Raw genomic sequence first — 18,890 nt, forward strand, 5'->3', positions numbered from 1 at the left:
ACATCATGGAGTCGCCATCCGGTGAAAAGCCCACAACGTGGAATGAACCCTTGATCAGAACGTATTGCATATGCCCGTGAATCCCTCGTTTGAAATGGGTGTTTATTAGACATCAATCGGGCGTAAAAAGCATCCGGCGCTGTAGTATCATGCACAAAACCGCTGTAAAGGTAATGACGACATGCTGTTCACCGCCCTCACCGCCACCCTCGAAACCGCCTTCAACACCTGGCTGGAGCTGGACAAGAAAACCCACGGCAATGCGCTGGAACGCCTGCAAGCCATGCAGGGCAAGCTGATCTGCCTGCATGTCAGCAACCCCGACCTGAAACTGTATTTCCTGCCGACGGCGGACAATGTGCGTGTCGCCACTGAGTACGACGCCGAACCGGATGTCACCATCCACGCCTCCGCGCTGGCGCTGATGCGCCTGTCCGCCGCTGAAGATGTCGGCAAGGCGATGCTGGAACAGGGCGTCAAGATCGACGGCGACATGGGGCTGGGCAACCGCTTCAGCGACATCCTGCGCGCTGTCCGGGTGGATTGGGAAGAATTGCTGTCACAGGCGGTCGGCGACGTTGTGGCGCATCAGATGGGGCAATTGACGCGCGCCGCCAAAGGCTGGCTGGACGGTTCCGCCCACGCCATGCGCCTGAACACGCAGGAATATTTGCAGGAAGAAGCCCGCCTGCTGCCCGCCGAAGCCGAAATCCGCCAATTCCTGGACGCCGTCGACACATTGCGGATGGACACCGACCGGCTGGAAGCGCGCCTCAAACGGCTGGAGCAGGATTGACGGGAACAGGGCGACCGGCAAGCCGCCCCGTCCACATCACATTCAACCGGCCCGACCCGCTGCCGTTGCATCCGGCACTTCGACCAACTTGCCGGTGCGGCAATCGTAGATATAGCCGTAAATGGGAATATCAGCAGGCACCATCGGGCTTTCGCGGATGCGCTGCACATCCTCCACCACGCTTTGCTCCAGATTATTGATGGTCAGCCACTGCACAAATTTGCCATTGGCCGTGCCCGGCCCGTCCCCGCTGTCATGCCAGCCGTTGGCATCGATGGAAGCTGTTTTCAGGCTGCTGGCCAGCAGGTCGCCCATGACTTCATTGGTGAATGTCAGCATGCCGCAGTCGGTGTGGTGCACCACGAACCACTCTTTCGTCCCCAGCAGCTTGTAGGAAATGACCAGTGAACGGATTGCGTCATCGCTGGCCCTGCCGCCCGCATTCCGGATCACATGCGCGTCGCCTTCCGCCAGCCCTGCGTATTTGGCAGGATCCAGCCGCGCATCCATGCAGGTCAGAATGGCGAAACGCCTGCCCGGCGGCATCGGCAAATCGCCTTTCTCGCCAAAATCGGCGGCATAGCTGGCGTTGGCGGTCAGCACTTCATCCAGTACCTTGCTCATGATTATCCTCCTTTCGCTTCACCGCATGGCTTGCCAGCCGAAGCACCGGCGGTGAGCGGAGACTCCGGCCACGTTATCAGGCTTGTTATGGTGGATTTCATGACTATAGGCCGAACCGGCGCAGCTCTCCACAAACCACGCAATTCCTGACGAATCTCCACACCGGAACCTAGCGCTTCGGCGGCTTGCCGATACGGTCGATGGAAACGTGCACGACGGCGGATTGGTTCCCGGCGGGCAGGGCGTCCTTCCCGCCAGCTTGCCCCTCGATATGGAAATAGCGGTAGCCGCTGATCATGCCGGAAACCGTCGCGCCCTTGCCTTTCAGGTCGTGCAGGAACACCGCCAATAGGTGCGCAACCGTGAAAATCAGGATGAAGTCGGCCAGTACGCGATGCCAGTTGAACATCGACATACCCAGGAAAGCACTGGCCGAATTGTAATACAGCCCGCTAAACGCGCACGCCAGCAACACCAGCCACAGCAACGGGTACAACTGCCGCCAGAACGGATTGTGCGCAAACCAGTTCGGTAGCGGCCAACGTGCAAAGCTCAGGTAAAACAGCAGCATCTGCTTTGCCCCAGCCCATTGCGCCCGGTCTGGCGACAACGCCCGCCAATGTGCGCTGCCGGGCAGCATGAACAGCAGGATCACCCGCGCCGCCACCGCCACGACCAGCAATTGCCCACAGATCAGGTGCCAGTCGCGCCAGAATGCGTAATCCGCCGCGCCCAACCCAATCGCCCAGGCGCTGGCGAACTGGAACAGCACACCTGCCGCAATCAGCCAGTGCGTCAATCGCACCCAGCCTGACCAGACCGGAACGTAACGGATGTTTTCTTGCGGCATGGCGCTCTCCTTGCAAAAAATTCAGACTGCGACCGTATCAAACAGATAGCCGATCCCGGCGGTGACCGCCATCGCCAGCGCCCCCCAAAATGTCACCCGGATTGCGCCCTTGAACAGGCCTGAGCCTCCAGTCCTGGCGGCGACCGCCCCCATGACGGCGAGAAACAGCAGCGAACTGGCCGCCACCGCCGGGATCATAATGTCCATCGGTGCCAACACCGTCAGCAGCGTCGGCAGGGCCGCGCCCACAGAAAACGTCGCCGCCGAGGTCAGCGCCGCCTGTAACGGGCGCGCCTGGTGGGTTTCCGACAACCCCAGCTCATCGCGGGCGTGCGCGCCGAGCGCGTCATGCGCCATCAACTGGTCAGCGACCTGCGCCGCCAGCGCCCGATCCAGGCCACGCTGCACGTAAATGTCGGTCAGTTCCTTGCGCTCGTAACGCTCATTGTTTTCGAGCTCGAAACGTTCGCGCTCCAGGTCGGCCTGCTCGGTGTCGGCCTGTGAACTGACGGAAACATATTCCCCGGCGGCCATCGACATCGCCCCGGCCACCAGCCCGGCGATGGCGGCCAGCGTCAGTTCCGCCCGCCCGCTACTGGCGGCGGCGATCCCCACCACCAGGCTGGCGGTGGACACGATCCCATCATTTGCGCCCAGCACGGCAGCGCGCAGCCAGCCGATACGCTGGCTGAAATGCTGTTCTGGTTTATGCGGCATCTTCCGACCCTGCAAAAAAACGGATTAGGGACAATGACCCATAAAAAAACCGGGACACGCCCGGTTTTTTGGAAATGACAACGGGATTTCGCGCTCAGGCGGCGTAGTTGGCCTCGGCAAAGCCCCAGTTCGCCAAGCTGTTCAGGAAGGTTTCCACGAACTTCGGGCGCAGGTTGCGGTAGTCGATGTAATAGGCGTGCTCCCATACGTCGATGCATAGCAGCGCAGTGTCACCAGTGGTCAGCGGGGTGCCCGCCGCGCCCATGTTGACGATGTCGACGGAGCCATCCGCCTTTTTCACCAGCCAAGTCCAGCCGGAACCGAAGTTGCCGACAGCGGAAGCCGTGAAGGCTTTCTTGAATTCATCGAAGGAACCCCATTTGGCGTTGATGGCAGCCGCCAATGCGCCCTCCGGAGCACCGCCGCCATTAGGCTTCAGGCAGCTCCAGAAAAAGGTGTGGTTCCAGACCTGGGCCGCATTGTTGTAAACACCGCCAGCAGGTGCCGCTTTCACGATCTCTTCCAGACCCATGCTTTCAAACTGGGTGCCCGGAACCAAGTTGTTCAGGTTGGTGACGTAGGCATTGTGGTGCTTGTCGTGGTGGTATTCCAACGTCTCGGCTGACATGTACGGGGCCAGCGCGTCTTTTGCATAAGGCAGGTCGGGCAGTGTATGGGTCATGAGTCGTTACTCCTCTAAGTCGTTAGATTATGGATAGGCCGTAAGATAGGCCATTTTCGGCAAAATGTGCAATAAGCCTGTTTTTGATTGATGAATTATCATGGCGATGTCATGCAAACCCTTCCCCCGCAGGGGTTGTGGCCGCTCTTGATTTGCCGCTATCCTGAAACCATTGCGACCCATCAACCTGGAGGTACAGCGTGGATTCCCGATTATTGCAGGCGGAGGAACTGGGCGTCAGGCTGGAAATCGTCAACGGCTTGCCGATCTGGGAAGCGCAACCTGTTTACCGTCATCAGAAAGCGGTTGACCGCATCCGCAACAGTATTGAGCCAGCCACAGCGGCGGCCTGCGCTTGTGTGCATATCGCAGATGTTTACGTGGCTTTCACGGATGGTTCGCTGAAACGCCCCGACATCTCCATTTTTTGCCGCGAGCCGGATGAAGAAGAAGAGGCTATCCGGCTGATCCCCGAAGCGGTGATCGAAATCATCAGCAAGGGCTACGAGGCCAAGGATTTGCAAATTGGCCCGCCGTTTTACCTGTCGCAGGGGGTCAAGGATATTGTGGTGTTTAACCCGTATACGTTGGCGGTGCTGCATGTGCGCAAGGACAGGGCGGCGCAGCATATTTCGCCGGTGAAAATCCGGCTGGAATGCGGGTGTACGGTGACCGTTTAGAAATCCGGACGTACTCGCCAACACCCCACAACCAGCGGTTCATTGACCCACGGCCTGCTTGAAAAGCGTCACCCGGTAATCACCAATCCGCTGGAAGCCGAGCGCTTCATACACCCGCATGGCAGCCGGATTGTCCGTAAACAGGATTGCCGTGTGGACGCCTTCGGCAGCAGCAGCCTTGAGCGTAAGGCCCGTCAGGATGCGGGCGTAACCACGGTTACGGTGCTCCGGCGGCGTCCAGACCGGCCCGACCTGCACCCAGCCGGGCAAGCGGGCATTGAAACCACTGAGGCAAACCAATTCGTCCCCGTATTCCAGCAACCAGTCATGGCCTTCCGCCAATAACTGCCCGACCCGGTTGGCGACCGTCTGGGTGAGGTTGTCATCGTCGGTAGCGCCCAGGCTTTCCAGAAAGTGCGCCCGGAACCAGCGCTCCAGCAACGGGCGGTGCTGCGCCTGCGGCGTAATGATGCGGCAATGCTGGCTACGTCCATCCTCCGGCGGCTTCAGCGCTGACAATTCCAGCCGATAAAGCTGCTGCACGGAATCCAGGCGGAAGTCCTCAGCGGACAAACCCCAGGTTTTCACCACGCTTTCCACCTGCGCCGCCGTCCCCACCGCTTTATCGACAGGCCGGGAAACCTGCTGGCGAAACGCCTGCATCAGGGCAATCCGAACCGGCTCATCCGGAGCCTGTAGGAAGATGCCGCCATGCCAGTAATGCGCCATCACGCCGAGCAATGCGCCTTGCGGGGAAAATGCCCCGAAATATTCGCCCTGACCGGGCTGACCGGCGTATGCGAGGCCATACTGGCTGACGTTGCTGTAGAGAACCATGCTGCTGTCCAGGTGCAGGGACAGGAAATGCAGCACGGCATCCCTGTGGGTGTTGTCCAGTTTTTTGGTGTGCATGGCGGCGATTTCCTTCACGCTTACTCATACCCCGACATTTCCAAATACCCATACCCCAGCAAGCGGCCGCTTGCCGCATCCAGAATTTTCACCGCCCCTTCCCAATAGGTGATGCCCGTCCGCATCAATTGGTCGTCCACCAGCGCCTCCACCCGCCAGCGCCGCTGTTGCCGTGGCAAGGTCATTTCCCACGCCACCGGATAGCGCGCGCCGCTTGCCGCCCGCCAATAACGCAGGGGCCGCAACGCCACATCATCCGCCGCCAACGTTTCCGCTGTTCCCTTCGGCAACACCCACTTGCCTGCGCTATAGGGGTCGGCTTCCCCCGATTTCCGGCGCAGGCGGTAATACATCAGGTCGTGCCCGTCCTGCAATTGCAGCGAAAACCAATCCCACCCCGCCTGATCCGCCCCCAAGGCGCTGGTGCTCCATTCCCGGTCCAGCCAGGATTCGCCCGTAACGGTGAAATGTTCGCCTCCATGCCAGATGTCGCCCAGCGTCCGCAAGCGGGTCATGGAGTAATACCAGGAGGCGTTGCCCAGTTCGCCGTTTTTCCGGCTCAGGCCATGATCGCCCTGCAACACCGGCGGCTTTTCCGGCCTCAGTTGCAGGTCAAGGGTAAAGTCGCGGGTTTTGACGCCGATTGCCCAAGGAAAATCGCCCGCGCCGTCGCCGACAATCTCCCAGTCTTCCAGCCAGACGCGGAACGGCTTGACGGACTGCCCCGCCAACCCCACTGCGCCACGGGCGAAACGTTGGTCTTGCCAATGCCCGCCGGATTCCACATCAGTCAGCGCCACATGCGCCATCCACACTTGGTTGGCCGCCCATACGGACGGACTTGCGGGCGGATGCGGCGACAATGCAATGCGGAACAAGGTGACCTGATAACCGAACCGCCACCCTTCCGCCGTTTGCAGGTTGCCGGTCACATACCACCACTCATTGCGGAAAGCCGGATGCGCCGCATGATCTTGCGGAAAATGGAATTCGCGGGAGCCGGTGGCACGGGCGAACCCGGCATCCGCCACACCCCCCAACGCCTCATTCAGGTCAAAGGCGCTGCCCCCATTCTCCGGCGCTTTGCCGCACCCCGCCAGCAGCAAGCAAACCAACAGCGCAGCGAACTTCATTCCTGCTCCAGCAAATTCAGCAAGCCGACCAGGAACATCAGCCGGTCACGGGTAATGCCGCCAAACTTGACGCGCAATTTGTCCAGGATATTGGCCGCCACCTTATAGGACGCCACATCCACCGAATATTCGATATTCTTGAAGGCTTTGCCACTGGCGAGATGACGCAGGATTTCGACCTCCTTCTGGTTCAGGTGCCGCAGGATCGGCTCCAGAAACCGTTTGTTCAATTGCTGATCCACAAAGGTATGGGCATGGAAACACTGCGTTATCCGCAGCAAAGTACCGACATGTTCCTGCTTCAACCGCCTGAAAAGTTCGTCCTTTTCTAGGCTGACCACACTCGCGCCCGCAATGCCCAACTGGTTGTTCATCGTTGGGACAGTCAACCCGTTGCGCAATTGGTAATCTTCACGCGCCACCACCACCACCTCGCGTTCCGGTGCTGAAATCAAGCCATTGCGTTCATGTTCGCGCCAGTCCATGACATCCATGCACTTTTCCATGACGCCCCTGCGGATGGTGAAATCCTGCTGGTCAAACCGCGCTTCCGCGTAATGCTCCAGAAAAGCAACCGGATAGGTGTGGCTGAATGCGAATACCGGCGACACCGGAAAACGGGCCTCCAACTGGATATTCGGGATATACGTGTAGGTGAAGCCATCAAACCCAAGATCTTGGATATATTTCTCATACACCTGGAAACGCTCATGCAGTGACCCGGCAGACAACAGGTCATCCATAAACCTGCCCAGGCACGCATAATCCACTTTCCTTCCCATTTTTGACTCTCTTGCGCATCCGTTCGGCAGGCCCCTCGCCGCCATTTATACGCCTGAACGTTAACAGGATGATTGTAGTATGCCACTTCACCCGAAACGCCATGAAAAATCAAAATTTTTACACATTAATTCAACTGGAATCCAGCCCGCAGTGATATGCCGCCAATCCTGCGCACCGGATAAAGGCTCGCCAGCCACGCCGCCGCCAGCGCCAGCGCCAACGCCTGCACACCGGCCAGCAGGGAAAAATGCGTCTGCATCGTCCAGCCGAACGAGCGCTGGTTGATAATATCGATCAGCACCAGCGACATCAGCCCACCCAGCGGCAAGGCCAGCAGCCCCGCCAGCAGCCCAACCAGCACCGCCTGCCCCATCACCAGCCGCCGCAACTGCCCGGGCGTGAAACCCGTGGCGCGCAGGATGGCGTACTCGCGCCCCTTTTCCAGGAACAATGCCATCAGCGCGCTGAACACCCCCACGAAAGCGACAATGATCACCAGCAGGCGCAACACGTTGGTGACCGCAAAGGTGCGGTCGAACACTGCCAGCGAAGCCTCCCGGATGTCGCGGTTGGAACGCACCACCAGCGGCTCGCCCGGCAATTGCAAGGTTCCCGCCCAGCCTTGCAGCTTGCGCTTGAGCGACGCCGCATCCGCCCCCGGTGCCAACACCATGCCGATGGAAGAAATCCCCCGGTCTGCCCAGTAACGTCCGTACAGGCTGCGCGGCAGCACCGCCATGCCTTGGGTGGCGCTGTAATCGCGGAATACGCCCAGCACCGGCAATTCCAGCGTGCCCGCCTGTTCCGTCACCACCTTCACCGTGTCGCCCGCCCGCTTGCCGTGATGGTAAGCAAACGGCTCCGACGCCAGCAGCCCTTCGCCATTGAGGAAGCGCCGCCAAACCGCCTCCCCATCCCCCTGCAAAAACGCAAACCCACGCCCGCTATGGCCGCCCGGCTGCAACACCAGCACCGGAACCGGGAAGCCATCCACCTCCAGGCGCACCGTGCGCCCGGTGCTGACCGCCGCCACCTCCGGCAAGGCTTGCACCCGCTCCAGCCACTGCGGGTTCAGCGTCCCGTTCACCTGCGAGGAACGCCCATTGGTGGCCGACACATACACATCACTGGCCAGCGTCATTTCCAGCCATTCCGCCACACTGGCGCGGAACGAGCCAATCATCACGCTCACACCCACCGTCGCCGCCACCGCCACAGTCAGCGCAATAATCGCCAGCGCTGTGCGGCTCAGGCTGGCCTCAACACCGCGCACCGCCATCCGCGCCAGCAAACCCCGTTGCAAACCGGGAACCCGCCGCAATCCACCCAACCCCAGCCGCAACACCAGCGGCGTCGCCAGGCTATACCCCACCATCAGCACGAACAGCCCGACGAAACCCGCCAGCAGGCTCTTGCCGGAAGCGCCGACCACCCCCCAGCCCGCCAGCATCAGCAACGCCCCCACCACTGCCAGCGTCGTGCCAATCCGCCTGCCGCCCTGCTCCAGCGCCGACTGGCGGGCAACCTGCATCGGCGACACCCGCGCCGCTTCCAGCGCCGGGGCCAACGTCGCCGCCAGCACCGCCAGCAAGGTGACGCCCACGCCTTGCAGCGCCAACGCTGGCGTCAGCAACAAATCCGTCGCCCGCACCTCCACATACAGGTCGCTGATGGTCTGCGTCACCAGCACCAACAGGCCTTGCCCCAACAATACCCCCAGCAGCACGCCCAGGACACCGCCCACCACGCCCAGCACCAGCGCCTCCAGCAGCAGATGGCGGAACAACTGCCCGCCGGTCACGCCCACCATCCGCCCAATGGCAAAACTCCGCCGCCGTTGCAGCACCGAAAACGTCATGGTGTTGTAAACCAGAAATGTCCCCACCAGCACCGCCAGCAGGCTCATCGCCGTCAGGTTGGTCTGGAAGGCCTGCGTCATCTGGTCAAACACCTGCTGGCGGTTGCGGAAAGATTCGAGCTTGAGGGTGGGCGGCAGGCGGGCTTGCAAGGCGGCGGCTTCGGCATCGGTCAGTTTGAGCTGGATGCTGGTGAGGCCGGGGGATTCACCTTGCGCCGTGGCGATGTCCGTCACCCACACATCATCCCCCGCCTGCACCATCGCCCCCGGCTCCATCAGCAAACGCCGCACATCCGCCGCCGCCAGCTTCAGCTTCGCCCCCTGCTGCAAGGGCGCGGCAAAGGGGTCAACGCCCAGCAGCGTGTATTGCGCACCATCCCGCAGCAACGTGGTTTCCACCAGCGGCGCCGCATCCCGATAGCCCCATTCCACCCGCAACTGCCGGTAAAAATCGTCGGGGATGTTGCCACGCACCGCCGTGATGGTGTGCGTCATGCCGCCAGACAGCGCATTCACCGACTGCTGGAAAGAATCCCGCGCCGTCTGGTTGGCCAGGTCGACAGCGACAATCACCGCCGTCCCCAGCGCAATGCTCAACAGGGTCAGCCACAACTGCCATGGATGATGGATGAAAAATCGCCAACTGGAACGGGCAAGCAATGGAGTGCGCATCATCAGATACCGCAAACGCCGCCTTCATAAACGTCCATCACCGATTTGAGTTCGTGGTAGACATAATCGCGTTCGCCCTGCGTGTAATCCTGCAAGCACTCGGGGATTTCCTCCTTTTCCAGCATGTACAGCAGCTTGTTGACCTGTACGCAACCGCGCGCGGCCAGTTCCTCAATCTTGTTGTCCAGCTTGGCATAATCGAGGGCTTCGGCGGGCGCCAGCGCCTGCGGGAAATGCTGGCCGCCGAACCAGAACTCCAGCCCCTTGGCGAGGAATTCGTCATAGTTGAGGTAATGCGTGCCATCGCAGGAAAAATTCAGGCCAATCTTGCCATTGACGATATTCAGCGAGCCGTAGCGCAGGTAAATCGTTTCATCCGCGAACCGCAGCGCCCTGAACTGGCGCAGTATCCTGCCCACCTCGGCGGGCGGCACGATGGCGCGCTCGAAATAGGTTCGGCGCGGATAAGCCAGGCAAATATTCGGATTAATCAGCTCATCCATGGTCAGGATGCGGTACACATACGGGTCATCCACATGCCAGATGGTTGAGCGGCTGCTGGAAAAATGTATCTGCACATGATGCACGCCCTGATCCAGCATCAGCGCCTCATGCACCGACAGCACGTCATCGATGTGCCGGTCCATCAGGCTTTCCACCCGTTCCTGCAAGAACAAGCCGCCACGGATCGCCGGGTCACCCTTGATCTGCCGCCATTGGCTGGGCTCCTCGTAAATCACTTCGGAATGCGGCAATTCGCGCAGGTCGTAGTCGACACCAAGGAAACCGATCCGCTGGCCATGCCCATCACAGATCGTCTGGATCGCGGTCAGCGACGGGCGTTTCTTGTTGCGGCTGATGTAGGCCTCCGAAAGGCTGAAATAGCAATTCTCCTTATACATTTCAAACATATAAGGCCGGTCTGAACGGTTGCGCCCGCGTGCCTCTTCATCCGGCCCGAAACGGTTGACCGTGGAGCTGACCTGGATGCCTTGGGCGTCCAGCACGTAAATGTATTTGCATAATTCCAGCTTGGTGAAAAGCTCCGCCAAATGCTTGTCCAGCCCATCGGGGTCGCCCAACAAAGGCGGCAATTCCTTCGCATCCTGGCTGAGGGTGTTGCCCAGCATGTCCTTGAGACGGGCGCGCTGGGCGTTGATGGTGTGTTTCAGGGTGTAGGTCATCCCATTATTTCCAAGTATTTATCAAAATGTTCATGGTTTAGGCTGCGTGACGTGCGGGATACCCCACAAACCAAACGACAGCCAATTCTGGCTGTACTATCATCCAAACGGAAATACCCGCCAACAATTACCTTCCGCCACCCGTGAAAAAAGCAGGCAGCCAATGCAACATGCCCTGATCGTCGAAGATGTCGCCACTACCGGACAGTGGCTGCAAGGAGTGCTCCAGGAAGCATTCAATGGCATACAGACCGTACATTGCAGCTCCTGCCAGCAAGCGCGGGAATTCATGCAAACCGCCGCCATCAACCTCGCCTTGCTGGACATCAACCTGCCCGATGGCAGCGGCATTGACTTGGTGCGCTGCATACGCCAACGCTGTCCTGACGCTTATGTCGTCATCACCACCATTTTTGACGATGAGGAACATATCCTGCGGGCATTAAAAGCGGGTGCCCATGGCTACTTGCTGAAAGACTCGCCGCCACAGGTGTTCGTCCAGAAACTGCAAGGCATCCTCAACGGCGACCCGCCGATTTCCCCCAGCGTTTCAAGGCAGATACTACGCCATTTTGCGGAGCGGGAAAGCACCAACCCCGCCCCGCCCCCAACCTTGCACCCGGACGCCAGGCATCTCAGCCAGCGTGAACAGGAGGTGCTGACGCTGGTGGCAAAGGGCCTGAGCCGCAATGAAGTCGCCGCCCATCTGGGGCTTTCCGGCAATACCGTGGCGCGCTATATCCGCGATGTCTACCAAAAACTGGACATCTCCAGCCGCGCAGAAGCCACCATGGAAGCCTGCCGGATGGGTCTGGTGAACCCCATGAACTAAGCCAGGGGCATGCATGACTGTTTACTGGCGTTCACTGTTCTTCACCTCCCCCTCCATCTTCATCCTGCTGACGTTGGTTGTGGCCACCGGTTTGCAAGGCGTGGCGCTGTATGGGCTGAAACAACAGCCGTGGACTGGCATCCAGACCCGTCCGGATATGGCCAGCGGGCATGTGCGCATAACTGGCATCACCCCAGGTTCCCCCGCCGCCCGGCAAACGGATCTGCACGTAGGGCAACAATTAGTCACATTATCGACGCCCACACAATCCGTCGAGCTGACCAGCGACGGGCGTGATGAATACCTCTCCGCACCCGATTACGCCACGCTGGACCAACGGCTGGCGCAGCAAACCAAGCTGTGGAAGGCGTTGACCAACGCTGAACCCATCACGCTGTCCACCCAGGATGGCCGACACGCCACGCTCACGCCCCAGCGTCACACCCCCATTGGCAGCATCCCCGGCTATGTCTGGCTGTTATTGCCGCTACATGTGTTGCTGCCACTGGTTGGCGCATTGGTATGGCTGTATAAACCGCACACGCTGGAATCCACCTTCCTGTATCTGGCAGGCATCAGTTACAGCTTCTTCGGCGCGGTCTTCTGCGTGCTGTACCAACGGGAGCTGACGCTTAACCCCGAATGGATTTTATTGCTGACATCGCTGGGCAATGGGTCAATGTTCCTGCTGGGCATGGCCGTGTGCGCCATCCTCACCTATTACCCGCAGCGGGTGCTGGGGCTGGAAGCGCTGCTGGCGTATGCCGGATTGTGGCTGGGGCTGTCGCTCAACTACCATTTTCGCTGGGTGGAGGCACCACTGCATATTTTCATTTTCCAGTTTCTGGTGCTGTATGCCGCCATGGTGCTGGTCAGTTACCGGCAATGGCGGGCCGCCCGGCAAAATCCGGTCAACCGCGTCACCCTGATGGTGCTGCACTTTTCCATACAAGTCCCGACCGGCTTGACCATCCTGTTGTACGCCATACCGACAACATTGGGGCAAGAACCCTACATCACCCCATTGGTTGCGCATGTGTTCATCATCAGCATGTTCGGCGGCTGGGTGGCGGGCATCCTGCGCTTCCGGCTGTTTGAAGCGGAATACTGGTGTTTCAAATCGCTGATGTGGGCGTTTGGCGGCAGCCTAGTGATCGCCGCCGACATCCTGCTGGCGGGTTTGCTGCACCTGTCCGGAACCTATGCGTTGGGGATGGCGCTGGTGGTCGCCGGATTTGTGTATTTTCCGCTACGCCAGTGGCTGCTGGGGCGGTTCATGCCCGCTGACCGGCAATCCTTGCAGGCTTTTTTGCCGACCTTCAGCGCCTCCATCACCCAGGCCGTGACCCCGCAAGCGTTTGAGGCGAGCTGGCGGGAAACACTGCGGGAACGCTTCCAGCCCCTGCACCTGGAGCCTGTGCCAGCGGATGCAGATGGCCGCATCAAACTGGGGGACAACGGCCTGCACCTGCTCATCCCCAACCTGCCGGGCGACCAGCTTTACCGCATTACCGGCAAGCATCTGGGCGCGCACCTGTTTGGCAAGGCGGATGTGGCGATGGCGGAATCGCTGCTGGCGATCGCCCGCATGGTCAGCGCCGCCAGCGAAGCGCGGCGGCAGGCGGTGCAGGCGGAACGCCAGCGCATCATGCACGACCTGCACGACACCGTCGGTGCCCGGCTGCTGACCCTGAGCCATGAATTGCCGCAACCGGAACACAAAAAGGCGGCGCGGGAAACGCTGCAAATCCTGCGGGAGACCGTCAAGCTTTCGCTGAAACAGACGCCATTACGGCTGGGGGAACATCTGGCGGACTGGCGGGCGGAAACCATCAGCCGGGCGGAAGCGGCGGGCGTTTCCCTGCACTGGCAAACGGATGAGGGGCTGGAAAGGCTGGAGATTGCGCCCCGGCAAGCGTTGGAATTGGCGCATATCCTGCGGGAACTGGTGACGAATGCGTTGAAACATGCGCAGCCGACACAGTTGCACGCAGATTTCAAGCCAGATGGGGAAGGGCTGGAAATGGCCATCAGCCATGACGGGGCAACAACTGCGCCTCAAGAGTGGCAGGAAGGGACAGGCTTGTCCAGCTTGCGGCGGCGGCTGGAGATTGTGCAGGGGACGCTGGAATGCACCCATCAGGCAGAACAAGGGCAACTGCGCACCACGCTCACGCTGCCGTTGCAAACAGCATGAGGGCTATCCAAACAGACGTATCCACATAGGGCATGCCACTAGCGGGCCAGGCCGCTAAACTTGTCCACAAAATGACAGGAAGCGTCTCATGCAAGATGTGCTGGTTGTTGAAAGCATCGGGGCAATCCGCCCCTGGCTGGAAGCCATCCTCAGGCAAATCTGGGGAGACGGATTGCGCATCAGCCGCTATCCGGTCTGCCAGCCAGCGCAGGACATTATCCAGAAGACCCACTGTTTTGGCTTGGCGTTGCTGGACATCAGCCTGCCCAATCCCCATGGGCTTGACCTGACCCGCAGCATCCGCCGCCATTGCCCTGACGCCCATATTGTCGCCACCGTGCTGCTGGACGACGAAGAATCCCTATTGCAGGCAATCCTGGCGGGTGCCCATGGCTATTTGCTCAAAGACACCCCGGCAGAACTGTTTGCCCAGGAATTGCTGGCCATCCTCCGCGATGACCCACCCATGTCCCCTGCCCTGGCGCGGCGGATATTGCGGCATTTTGAACCGGATCCAGCATGGGATACAGGCATCATGCCTGCGCTGGACTTCAAGGAAAGTGAAGTGCTGCGCCTGATCGCCAAAGGGTTCAACAAACAGGAGACGGCTGATCTTTTGGGCTTGACCTATACCCGGATAGCCCATTTTATCCGCAATGTTTACCGCAAACTGGCGGCTACAGGGCTTACTGACACATAAACGGAGGCAAGATGACTCCCCATACACTACGGCTTGGAAGCCACCATTACGACATGGCGCAACAACAACTGCTGGATACGCAAGGCCAGCCATGCACCCTGCGCCATCAGTCATTACAGGTTCTGCACGAATTGGCCACACAAGCCAATAAGGTCGTGTCCAAGGATGAGCTGTTCAGGAAAGTCTGGCCCAATGTGCAGGTCACTGACGATTCCCTGGTGCAATGTGTGGCGGACATCCGCCGCGCCTTGCAGGATGACAAGCATGAAATCCTGAAAACAGTGCCGCGCCGGGGCTATGTGCTGGTGGCGCATGCATGCGCGGACGCCCCGGCAACCAACCTGCCTGAAGATGTGCTGCCCTTTTTGGGGCGTCATCAAGAGCAGCAGGATTTGCAGGCAATGTTGGCGAACCCGGCCTGCCGCCTGATCAGCATCGTCGGGATGGGGGGCGTTGGCAAATCCCGCCTCGCCAAGGCAATCGCCAGACAAACCACCTACCCGTTTGCCCAAGGCGTTTGCTGGGTGGAACTGGCCGCAGTGCAGGAGCCGGATCTGATCCCTGCCGCCATTGCCGCCGCTGCGGGTATCGCCATCCAAGGGATACGGGAGCCGGTTGAGCAATTGCAAACGGGTTTGGCTTCACGGCAACTGCTGCTGGTGCTGGACAATATGGAGCATTTGCTGCCTGAAGCCGGGATTTGCCAAGCCCTGCTGGCCGCTAACCCACACCTGAAAATATTGGTCACATCACGCCTGCCAACCCATGTCTACGGCGAATGGCTTTACCACCTGTATGGTTTCCCCTTGCCGCCGGAGGGGGAGCTGGCAGGGAGTTGTGCGGCGTTTGACCTGTTCATGCAATCGGCGCGGCGGGTGAACCATGCGTTTTCCCTGAAGCCGGTCGAGCACGAGGCTGTCCGCGAAATCTGCCGTTTGGTGGAAGGGCTGCCGCTGGGGATTGAAATCGCCGCCAGTTGGGTGCAGCACCTCACCTGCCCCGAAATCCTGCTGGAAATGCGCCGCCACTTGCAGGCGACCACCCACGCTGGTGATGGTGCCCTTGACCCGGAGCCTTCCGCCCTGGCTTCGGTCTTGTGGCAAAGCTGGCAAATGCTCTCACCGCGTGAGCAGCGCATCCTGCAAGTATTGGCGCTGTTCCGTGGCAAATTCAGCCGGGATGCGGCTTCAGCGATCAGTGGGGCGCACCTGGGCGACTACGCAGGCTTGATTGGCAAATCCATGCTGCGCCGCAATGAAGAGGGGCATTATTCCCTGCATGAAGTCATGCGCCAATACGCCAGCGACCACCGCCTTGCCAGCCAACAACATCCCGCTGTTGCCCAGCGGTTTGTCGAATACCATCTGGAAATGGTCGAGCAGGTGGACAACGTGATCTTTAGTGGGGAGCAACTGGCTGGACTTGCCCGCCTGGAAGGGGATCACGACAACTTTCGGGAATGCCTGAGCCTGTGCCACCCTGAGCACCACCGGCAGGCAGCGATGCCGGAACTGGGGCTAAGGATGGTGGGCGCGCTGGGGATGTTCTGGTTTCTGGCGAACCACTGGCAGGAAGGGTATGGCTGGGCGGAACGTTTCCTTGAGCTGCACCGGCATGAACGACCTTCCGTAGCGCAGGCCATGGCGTTGCTGACGGCTGGGGGGATTTCCGCCTTGACGGATAACCATACAGTTGCCGAGCAGTATCTGTGCCGGGGTACGGATATGGCTGGCTATCTGGGGAATCAAATCCAGTCCGCCCGTGGCCTGCTGGCGTTGAGCGTGTTGCGCCGCCTGCAAGGGCGGTATGCGGAATCCATCGGCTGCGGGGAGCAGAGTGTGGCGTTGTTCAAAACCGTGGGCGACGAGGGCGGTTACCAGTTCAATCTGGTCAATATGGGGCATTCGCTGTTGTGGTTGGAACGCTATGACGAGGCGGTCAATGCGCTGGAAGAGTGCATCCGCCTGAACCATCAGATTGGCATGACCATCAGCATGCCTTACGCCCTGGTCAACCTGGGGCGGCTGCACTGGAAACTGGGGGATGTGATGGCGGCGCGGGCTTACCTGCAACAAAGCCTCCAGATGGCGGAACAACTGGGGATATTGCTATACCACGCGCAAGCCTTGTGCAGCCTGGGCTGGATTGAAGCCAGTGAGGGCAATGCCGAAGCCGCCCTTGGCTTTTTCCGGCGCAGCATGGGGGATTACCTGCACCTAGGGGATCGGGAGGGGCAGGTCAATGTGATGAAAGGGGCTGGGGTCGCCAAAACCATGCTCAACGAACTGGCGTTGGCATGGCAATTCATGGTGGTGGCGGAAGATTTGGCGGGGCATTTGAAAATACCGCTGCTGCCGGATAACCAACCGCTGTTTGAGGCGAGCAAACAGCGGGTTCAGCGGGAATTGAGTCCGGGATTGTTGGCGTTGCACCGGAATCTGGGGCGGGCGAGTAGTTTAAAAGCATTATTGACGCTCATTTGAGCCCTGTTCAGAAATCAGAACGGACATTTTATGCTATTAGGGACATTGATAAGCGGTTGTACCACACCCTGCCCCACCCGATTGCCACTGCAATCAGCACTGACCAATGCATGAGAACGGTCGTCTAATGATGCACCAATCGTTTGTACCCCAGAAGGGGCTGAGTTGGTAAATGTATTGTTTTTAAGCTCCAACAAGTTCAGCCTGGCAACACCTGCCGATGTTGCATTACCCGTCACACTAAGGCCGCGCGCCCAGAAATCCTTGATCGTATTACCAATAATACTGGCTTTTATAAAGGGTTGATTGAGTAATGTTGCCCGCACAATAATGCCTGAACGTTGTTGCGGATCTTGATAGGGAACACCAGGCCCTTGGACAGTGTTGCCAATAACGGCCACATCCAGCAAGCCACCCAAATAAATACCTGTTCCAGTGGAAGTTTTTACCTTGATAGTGTTATTTTTTACCTGTGTGCCGCTACTGGTATCCGCCCCATCCGTTCCAGTGACTGAAATTGCATTAGGCCAATAGCCATCACCTAACTGATTGATCGTATTGCCTTCTACCCGTGCTCCACGATTAAAACCATAAACTTCCATCGCCGGTTTGGCAGTAATGTTTGTGATTTTATTATTGCTGACTACCGCATTTTGGGTATAAACCACCCGTACCGCACCATGCAAGGTAGAGTTGCGCAACACCAGTTCCAGCGCTTGGCCATTGGGTTCAGACAGGGGGCGGCCTGCCAATACTACTGCATACCCCGTTAGCGTTTCCCCTTCCTTTCCCACTGTAATATTGTCAAAAGTCATATTAGCGACTTTTTGCCCTTTACTTGGCTCCACATCTACCTGATCAACTGCATTGCCATAAAATTGCGACTGGCTGACTGACACATTTCGGGCACCCGTGATGGCAATGCCGTCCCGACCGTTGTTGTAGGCAGTGACGTTGCTAATGCTGGCATTGGTGGCGCCGTTATATAAATAAAAGCCGTCGCCAGTAAAATCATGTGATGTGATATTACGGATAGTGGCCTTGTCATGCCGGATGAATATACCAGCCCGATGCTCGTCGATGGTTTGTTGGGAACGGCCACCATCCAATTCCATATTTTCCAGGGTAACGCCAGCGCCATCGGTATAAATCAGTGAGGCAGAATCACCAGCGCCTGCTGCTTGCGTCAGTACCGTGGCTGCCGTTGGCCACATGCCACGCACTATTGTATTAGCTGGAATGTGTAGGCTGCCTTTTATGACGCAACGCCCGATGGGCAATTGGGCGGTTTTACCCGCATTGTTGCTGATGATGCCCTGTATCAGTTGCGTGTCGCTGACACCACCACACGTCACCGGAGACGTAGCCGCCGCTAGTGGCTGCATCATGCTGGCAGAGCCTGATGACAGCAATACGCTGGCTAGTAAATGCGGGAGTGGTTTTGGGGTAAATATGGGTGCTTTCATGGTGTCCCATCCTTGAAAATTTGTTCAATCTCCACCGGACTGAGTTTGCGGTTATAAAAATAGAGATTGTCGATTTCGCCTTTAAAGAAGCTTTTGCCATCCTGTGAGCCCAGCCGCACGGGAGCATTGCCATTGCGTAAATCAGCGTCGGGGATAGGGTAACTGTCCGTTGGGGCAAAGCCATCGCTATCCATCAGCTTGCCGTTTTTGTACCACCAGATACGATGGTCAGGTTTGCTGATAACGGCAACGTAGTGTATCCAGTCACCAGTAAGTATCCCCCGGCAAAGCCGGGGGCTTTAGAATATGTGAGCCGCTCAA

General features: G+C 59.0%; 17 protein-coding genes. 6 read left to right on the forward strand and 11 right to left on the reverse strand.

What is annotated here, in order from left to right:
• Positions 1–181: 181 nt before the first annotated feature.
• Complete coding sequence (locus tag VSS37_RS04545; protein ID WP_324693513.1) at positions 182–796, forward strand: ubiquinone biosynthesis accessory factor UbiJ; 615 nt, start codon at positions 182–184, stop codon at positions 794–796.
• 42 nt (positions 797–838) lie between these two features.
• Here VSS37_RS04545 and VSS37_RS04550 read toward each other — a convergent pair whose 3' ends face one another.
• From VSS37_RS04550 to VSS37_RS04565, 4 genes are all read right to left on the reverse strand, one after another.
• Entirely contained in the window at positions 839–1,420 is a 582-nt protein-coding gene (locus VSS37_RS04550; RefSeq protein ID WP_324693515.1) for a beta-class carbonic anhydrase, read from the reverse strand.
• A 169-nt stretch (positions 1,421–1,589) separates the two neighbouring features.
• Positions 1,590–2,270 carry a cytochrome b/b6 domain-containing protein gene (locus VSS37_RS04555; protein ID WP_324693517.1) on the reverse strand — a complete coding sequence of 227 codons (681 nt, stop codon included), beginning with the start codon at positions 2,268–2,270 and terminating at the stop codon, positions 1,590–1,592.
• A gap of 21 nt (positions 2,271–2,291) precedes the next feature.
• Positions 2,292–2,987, reverse strand: coding sequence for a VIT1/CCC1 transporter family protein (locus VSS37_RS04560; protein WP_324693518.1), 696 nt, complete (start codon positions 2,985–2,987; stop codon positions 2,292–2,294).
• A gap of 94 nt (positions 2,988–3,081) precedes the next feature.
• A complete protein-coding gene (locus VSS37_RS04565; protein WP_324693520.1) occupies positions 3,082–3,669 on the reverse strand; it encodes a superoxide dismutase in 588 nt (195 codons plus the stop codon).
• Between the two features lie 200 nt (positions 3,670–3,869).
• Between VSS37_RS04565 and VSS37_RS04570 the strand changes: the two genes are divergently transcribed.
• Positions 3,870–4,349, forward strand: a complete 480-nt coding sequence (locus VSS37_RS04570) for a Uma2 family endonuclease (RefSeq protein ID WP_324693521.1) — start codon at positions 3,870–3,872, stop codon at positions 4,347–4,349.
• Positions 4,350–4,388: 39 nt separating this feature from the next.
• Here the strand turns inward: VSS37_RS04570 and VSS37_RS04575 are convergent, their stop codons facing one another.
• The 5 genes from VSS37_RS04575 to VSS37_RS04595 form a co-directional block, all read right to left on the reverse strand.
• On the reverse strand, positions 4,389–5,261 hold the full coding sequence (locus tag VSS37_RS04575; protein WP_324693522.1) for a GNAT family N-acetyltransferase: 873 nt from the start codon (positions 5,259–5,261) through the stop codon (positions 4,389–4,391).
• 20 nt (positions 5,262–5,281) lie between these two features.
• Entirely contained in the window at positions 5,282–6,394 is a 1,113-nt protein-coding gene (locus VSS37_RS04580; RefSeq protein ID WP_324693523.1) for a lipocalin-like domain-containing protein, read from the reverse strand.
• Positions 6,391–7,176: an autoinducer binding domain-containing protein gene (locus VSS37_RS04585; protein WP_324693524.1), complete on the reverse strand. Its 786-nt coding sequence runs from the start codon at positions 7,174–7,176 to the stop codon at positions 6,391–6,393. The genes VSS37_RS04580 and VSS37_RS04585 overlap by 4 nt, the downstream gene beginning before the upstream one ends.
• 125 nt (positions 7,177–7,301) lie before the next feature.
• Positions 7,302–9,710, reverse strand: coding sequence for an FtsX-like permease family protein (locus VSS37_RS04590; protein WP_324693526.1), 2,409 nt, complete (start codon positions 9,708–9,710; stop codon positions 7,302–7,304).
• Positions 9,710–10,891, reverse strand: a complete 1,182-nt coding sequence (locus tag VSS37_RS04595) for a PDC sensor domain-containing protein (RefSeq protein WP_324693527.1) — start codon at positions 10,889–10,891, stop codon at positions 9,710–9,712. Before VSS37_RS04595 ends, VSS37_RS04590 begins: the two co-directional genes overlap by 1 nt.
• 163 nt (positions 10,892–11,054) lie before the next feature.
• Between VSS37_RS04595 and VSS37_RS04600 the strand changes: the two genes are divergently transcribed.
• From VSS37_RS04600 to VSS37_RS04615, 4 genes are all read left to right on the forward strand, one after another.
• Positions 11,055–11,723 carry a response regulator gene (locus tag VSS37_RS04600; RefSeq protein ID WP_324693528.1) on the forward strand — a complete coding sequence of 223 codons (669 nt, stop codon included), beginning with the start codon at positions 11,055–11,057 and terminating at the stop codon, positions 11,721–11,723.
• A gap of 13 nt (positions 11,724–11,736) precedes the next feature.
• Positions 11,737–13,920, forward strand: a complete 2,184-nt coding sequence (locus VSS37_RS04605) for a sensor histidine kinase (protein ID WP_324693529.1) — start codon at positions 11,737–11,739, stop codon at positions 13,918–13,920.
• 88 nt (positions 13,921–14,008) lie between these two features.
• Positions 14,009–14,620, forward strand: coding sequence for a response regulator (locus VSS37_RS04610; RefSeq protein ID WP_324693530.1), 612 nt, complete (start codon positions 14,009–14,011; stop codon positions 14,618–14,620).
• 11 nt (positions 14,621–14,631) lie between these two features.
• On the forward strand, positions 14,632–17,103 hold the full coding sequence (locus VSS37_RS04615; RefSeq protein ID WP_324693531.1) for an ATP-binding protein: 2,472 nt from the start codon (positions 14,632–14,634) through the stop codon (positions 17,101–17,103).
• A 14-nt stretch (positions 17,104–17,117) separates the two neighbouring features.
• On the opposite strand, the gene VSS37_RS04620 is transcribed toward VSS37_RS04615, so the two are convergent.
• The gene (locus VSS37_RS04620; protein ID WP_324693532.1) at positions 17,118–18,569 is read right to left on the reverse strand and encodes a right-handed parallel beta-helix repeat-containing protein; all 1,452 of its coding nucleotides are present in this window, start codon (positions 18,567–18,569) and stop codon (positions 17,118–17,120) included.
• The gene (locus VSS37_RS04625; protein ID WP_324693533.1) at positions 18,566–18,847 is read right to left on the reverse strand and encodes a LamG-like jellyroll fold domain-containing protein; all 282 of its coding nucleotides are present in this window, start codon (positions 18,845–18,847) and stop codon (positions 18,566–18,568) included. The genes VSS37_RS04620 and VSS37_RS04625 overlap by 4 nt, the downstream gene beginning before the upstream one ends.
• Positions 18,848–18,890: the final 43 nt, after the last annotated feature.

The sequence above is a fragment of the Candidatus Thiothrix phosphatis genome (assembly GCF_035668035.1).
Classification (GTDB): Bacteria; Pseudomonadota; Gammaproteobacteria; order Thiotrichales; family Thiotrichaceae; genus Thiothrix; species Thiothrix phosphatis.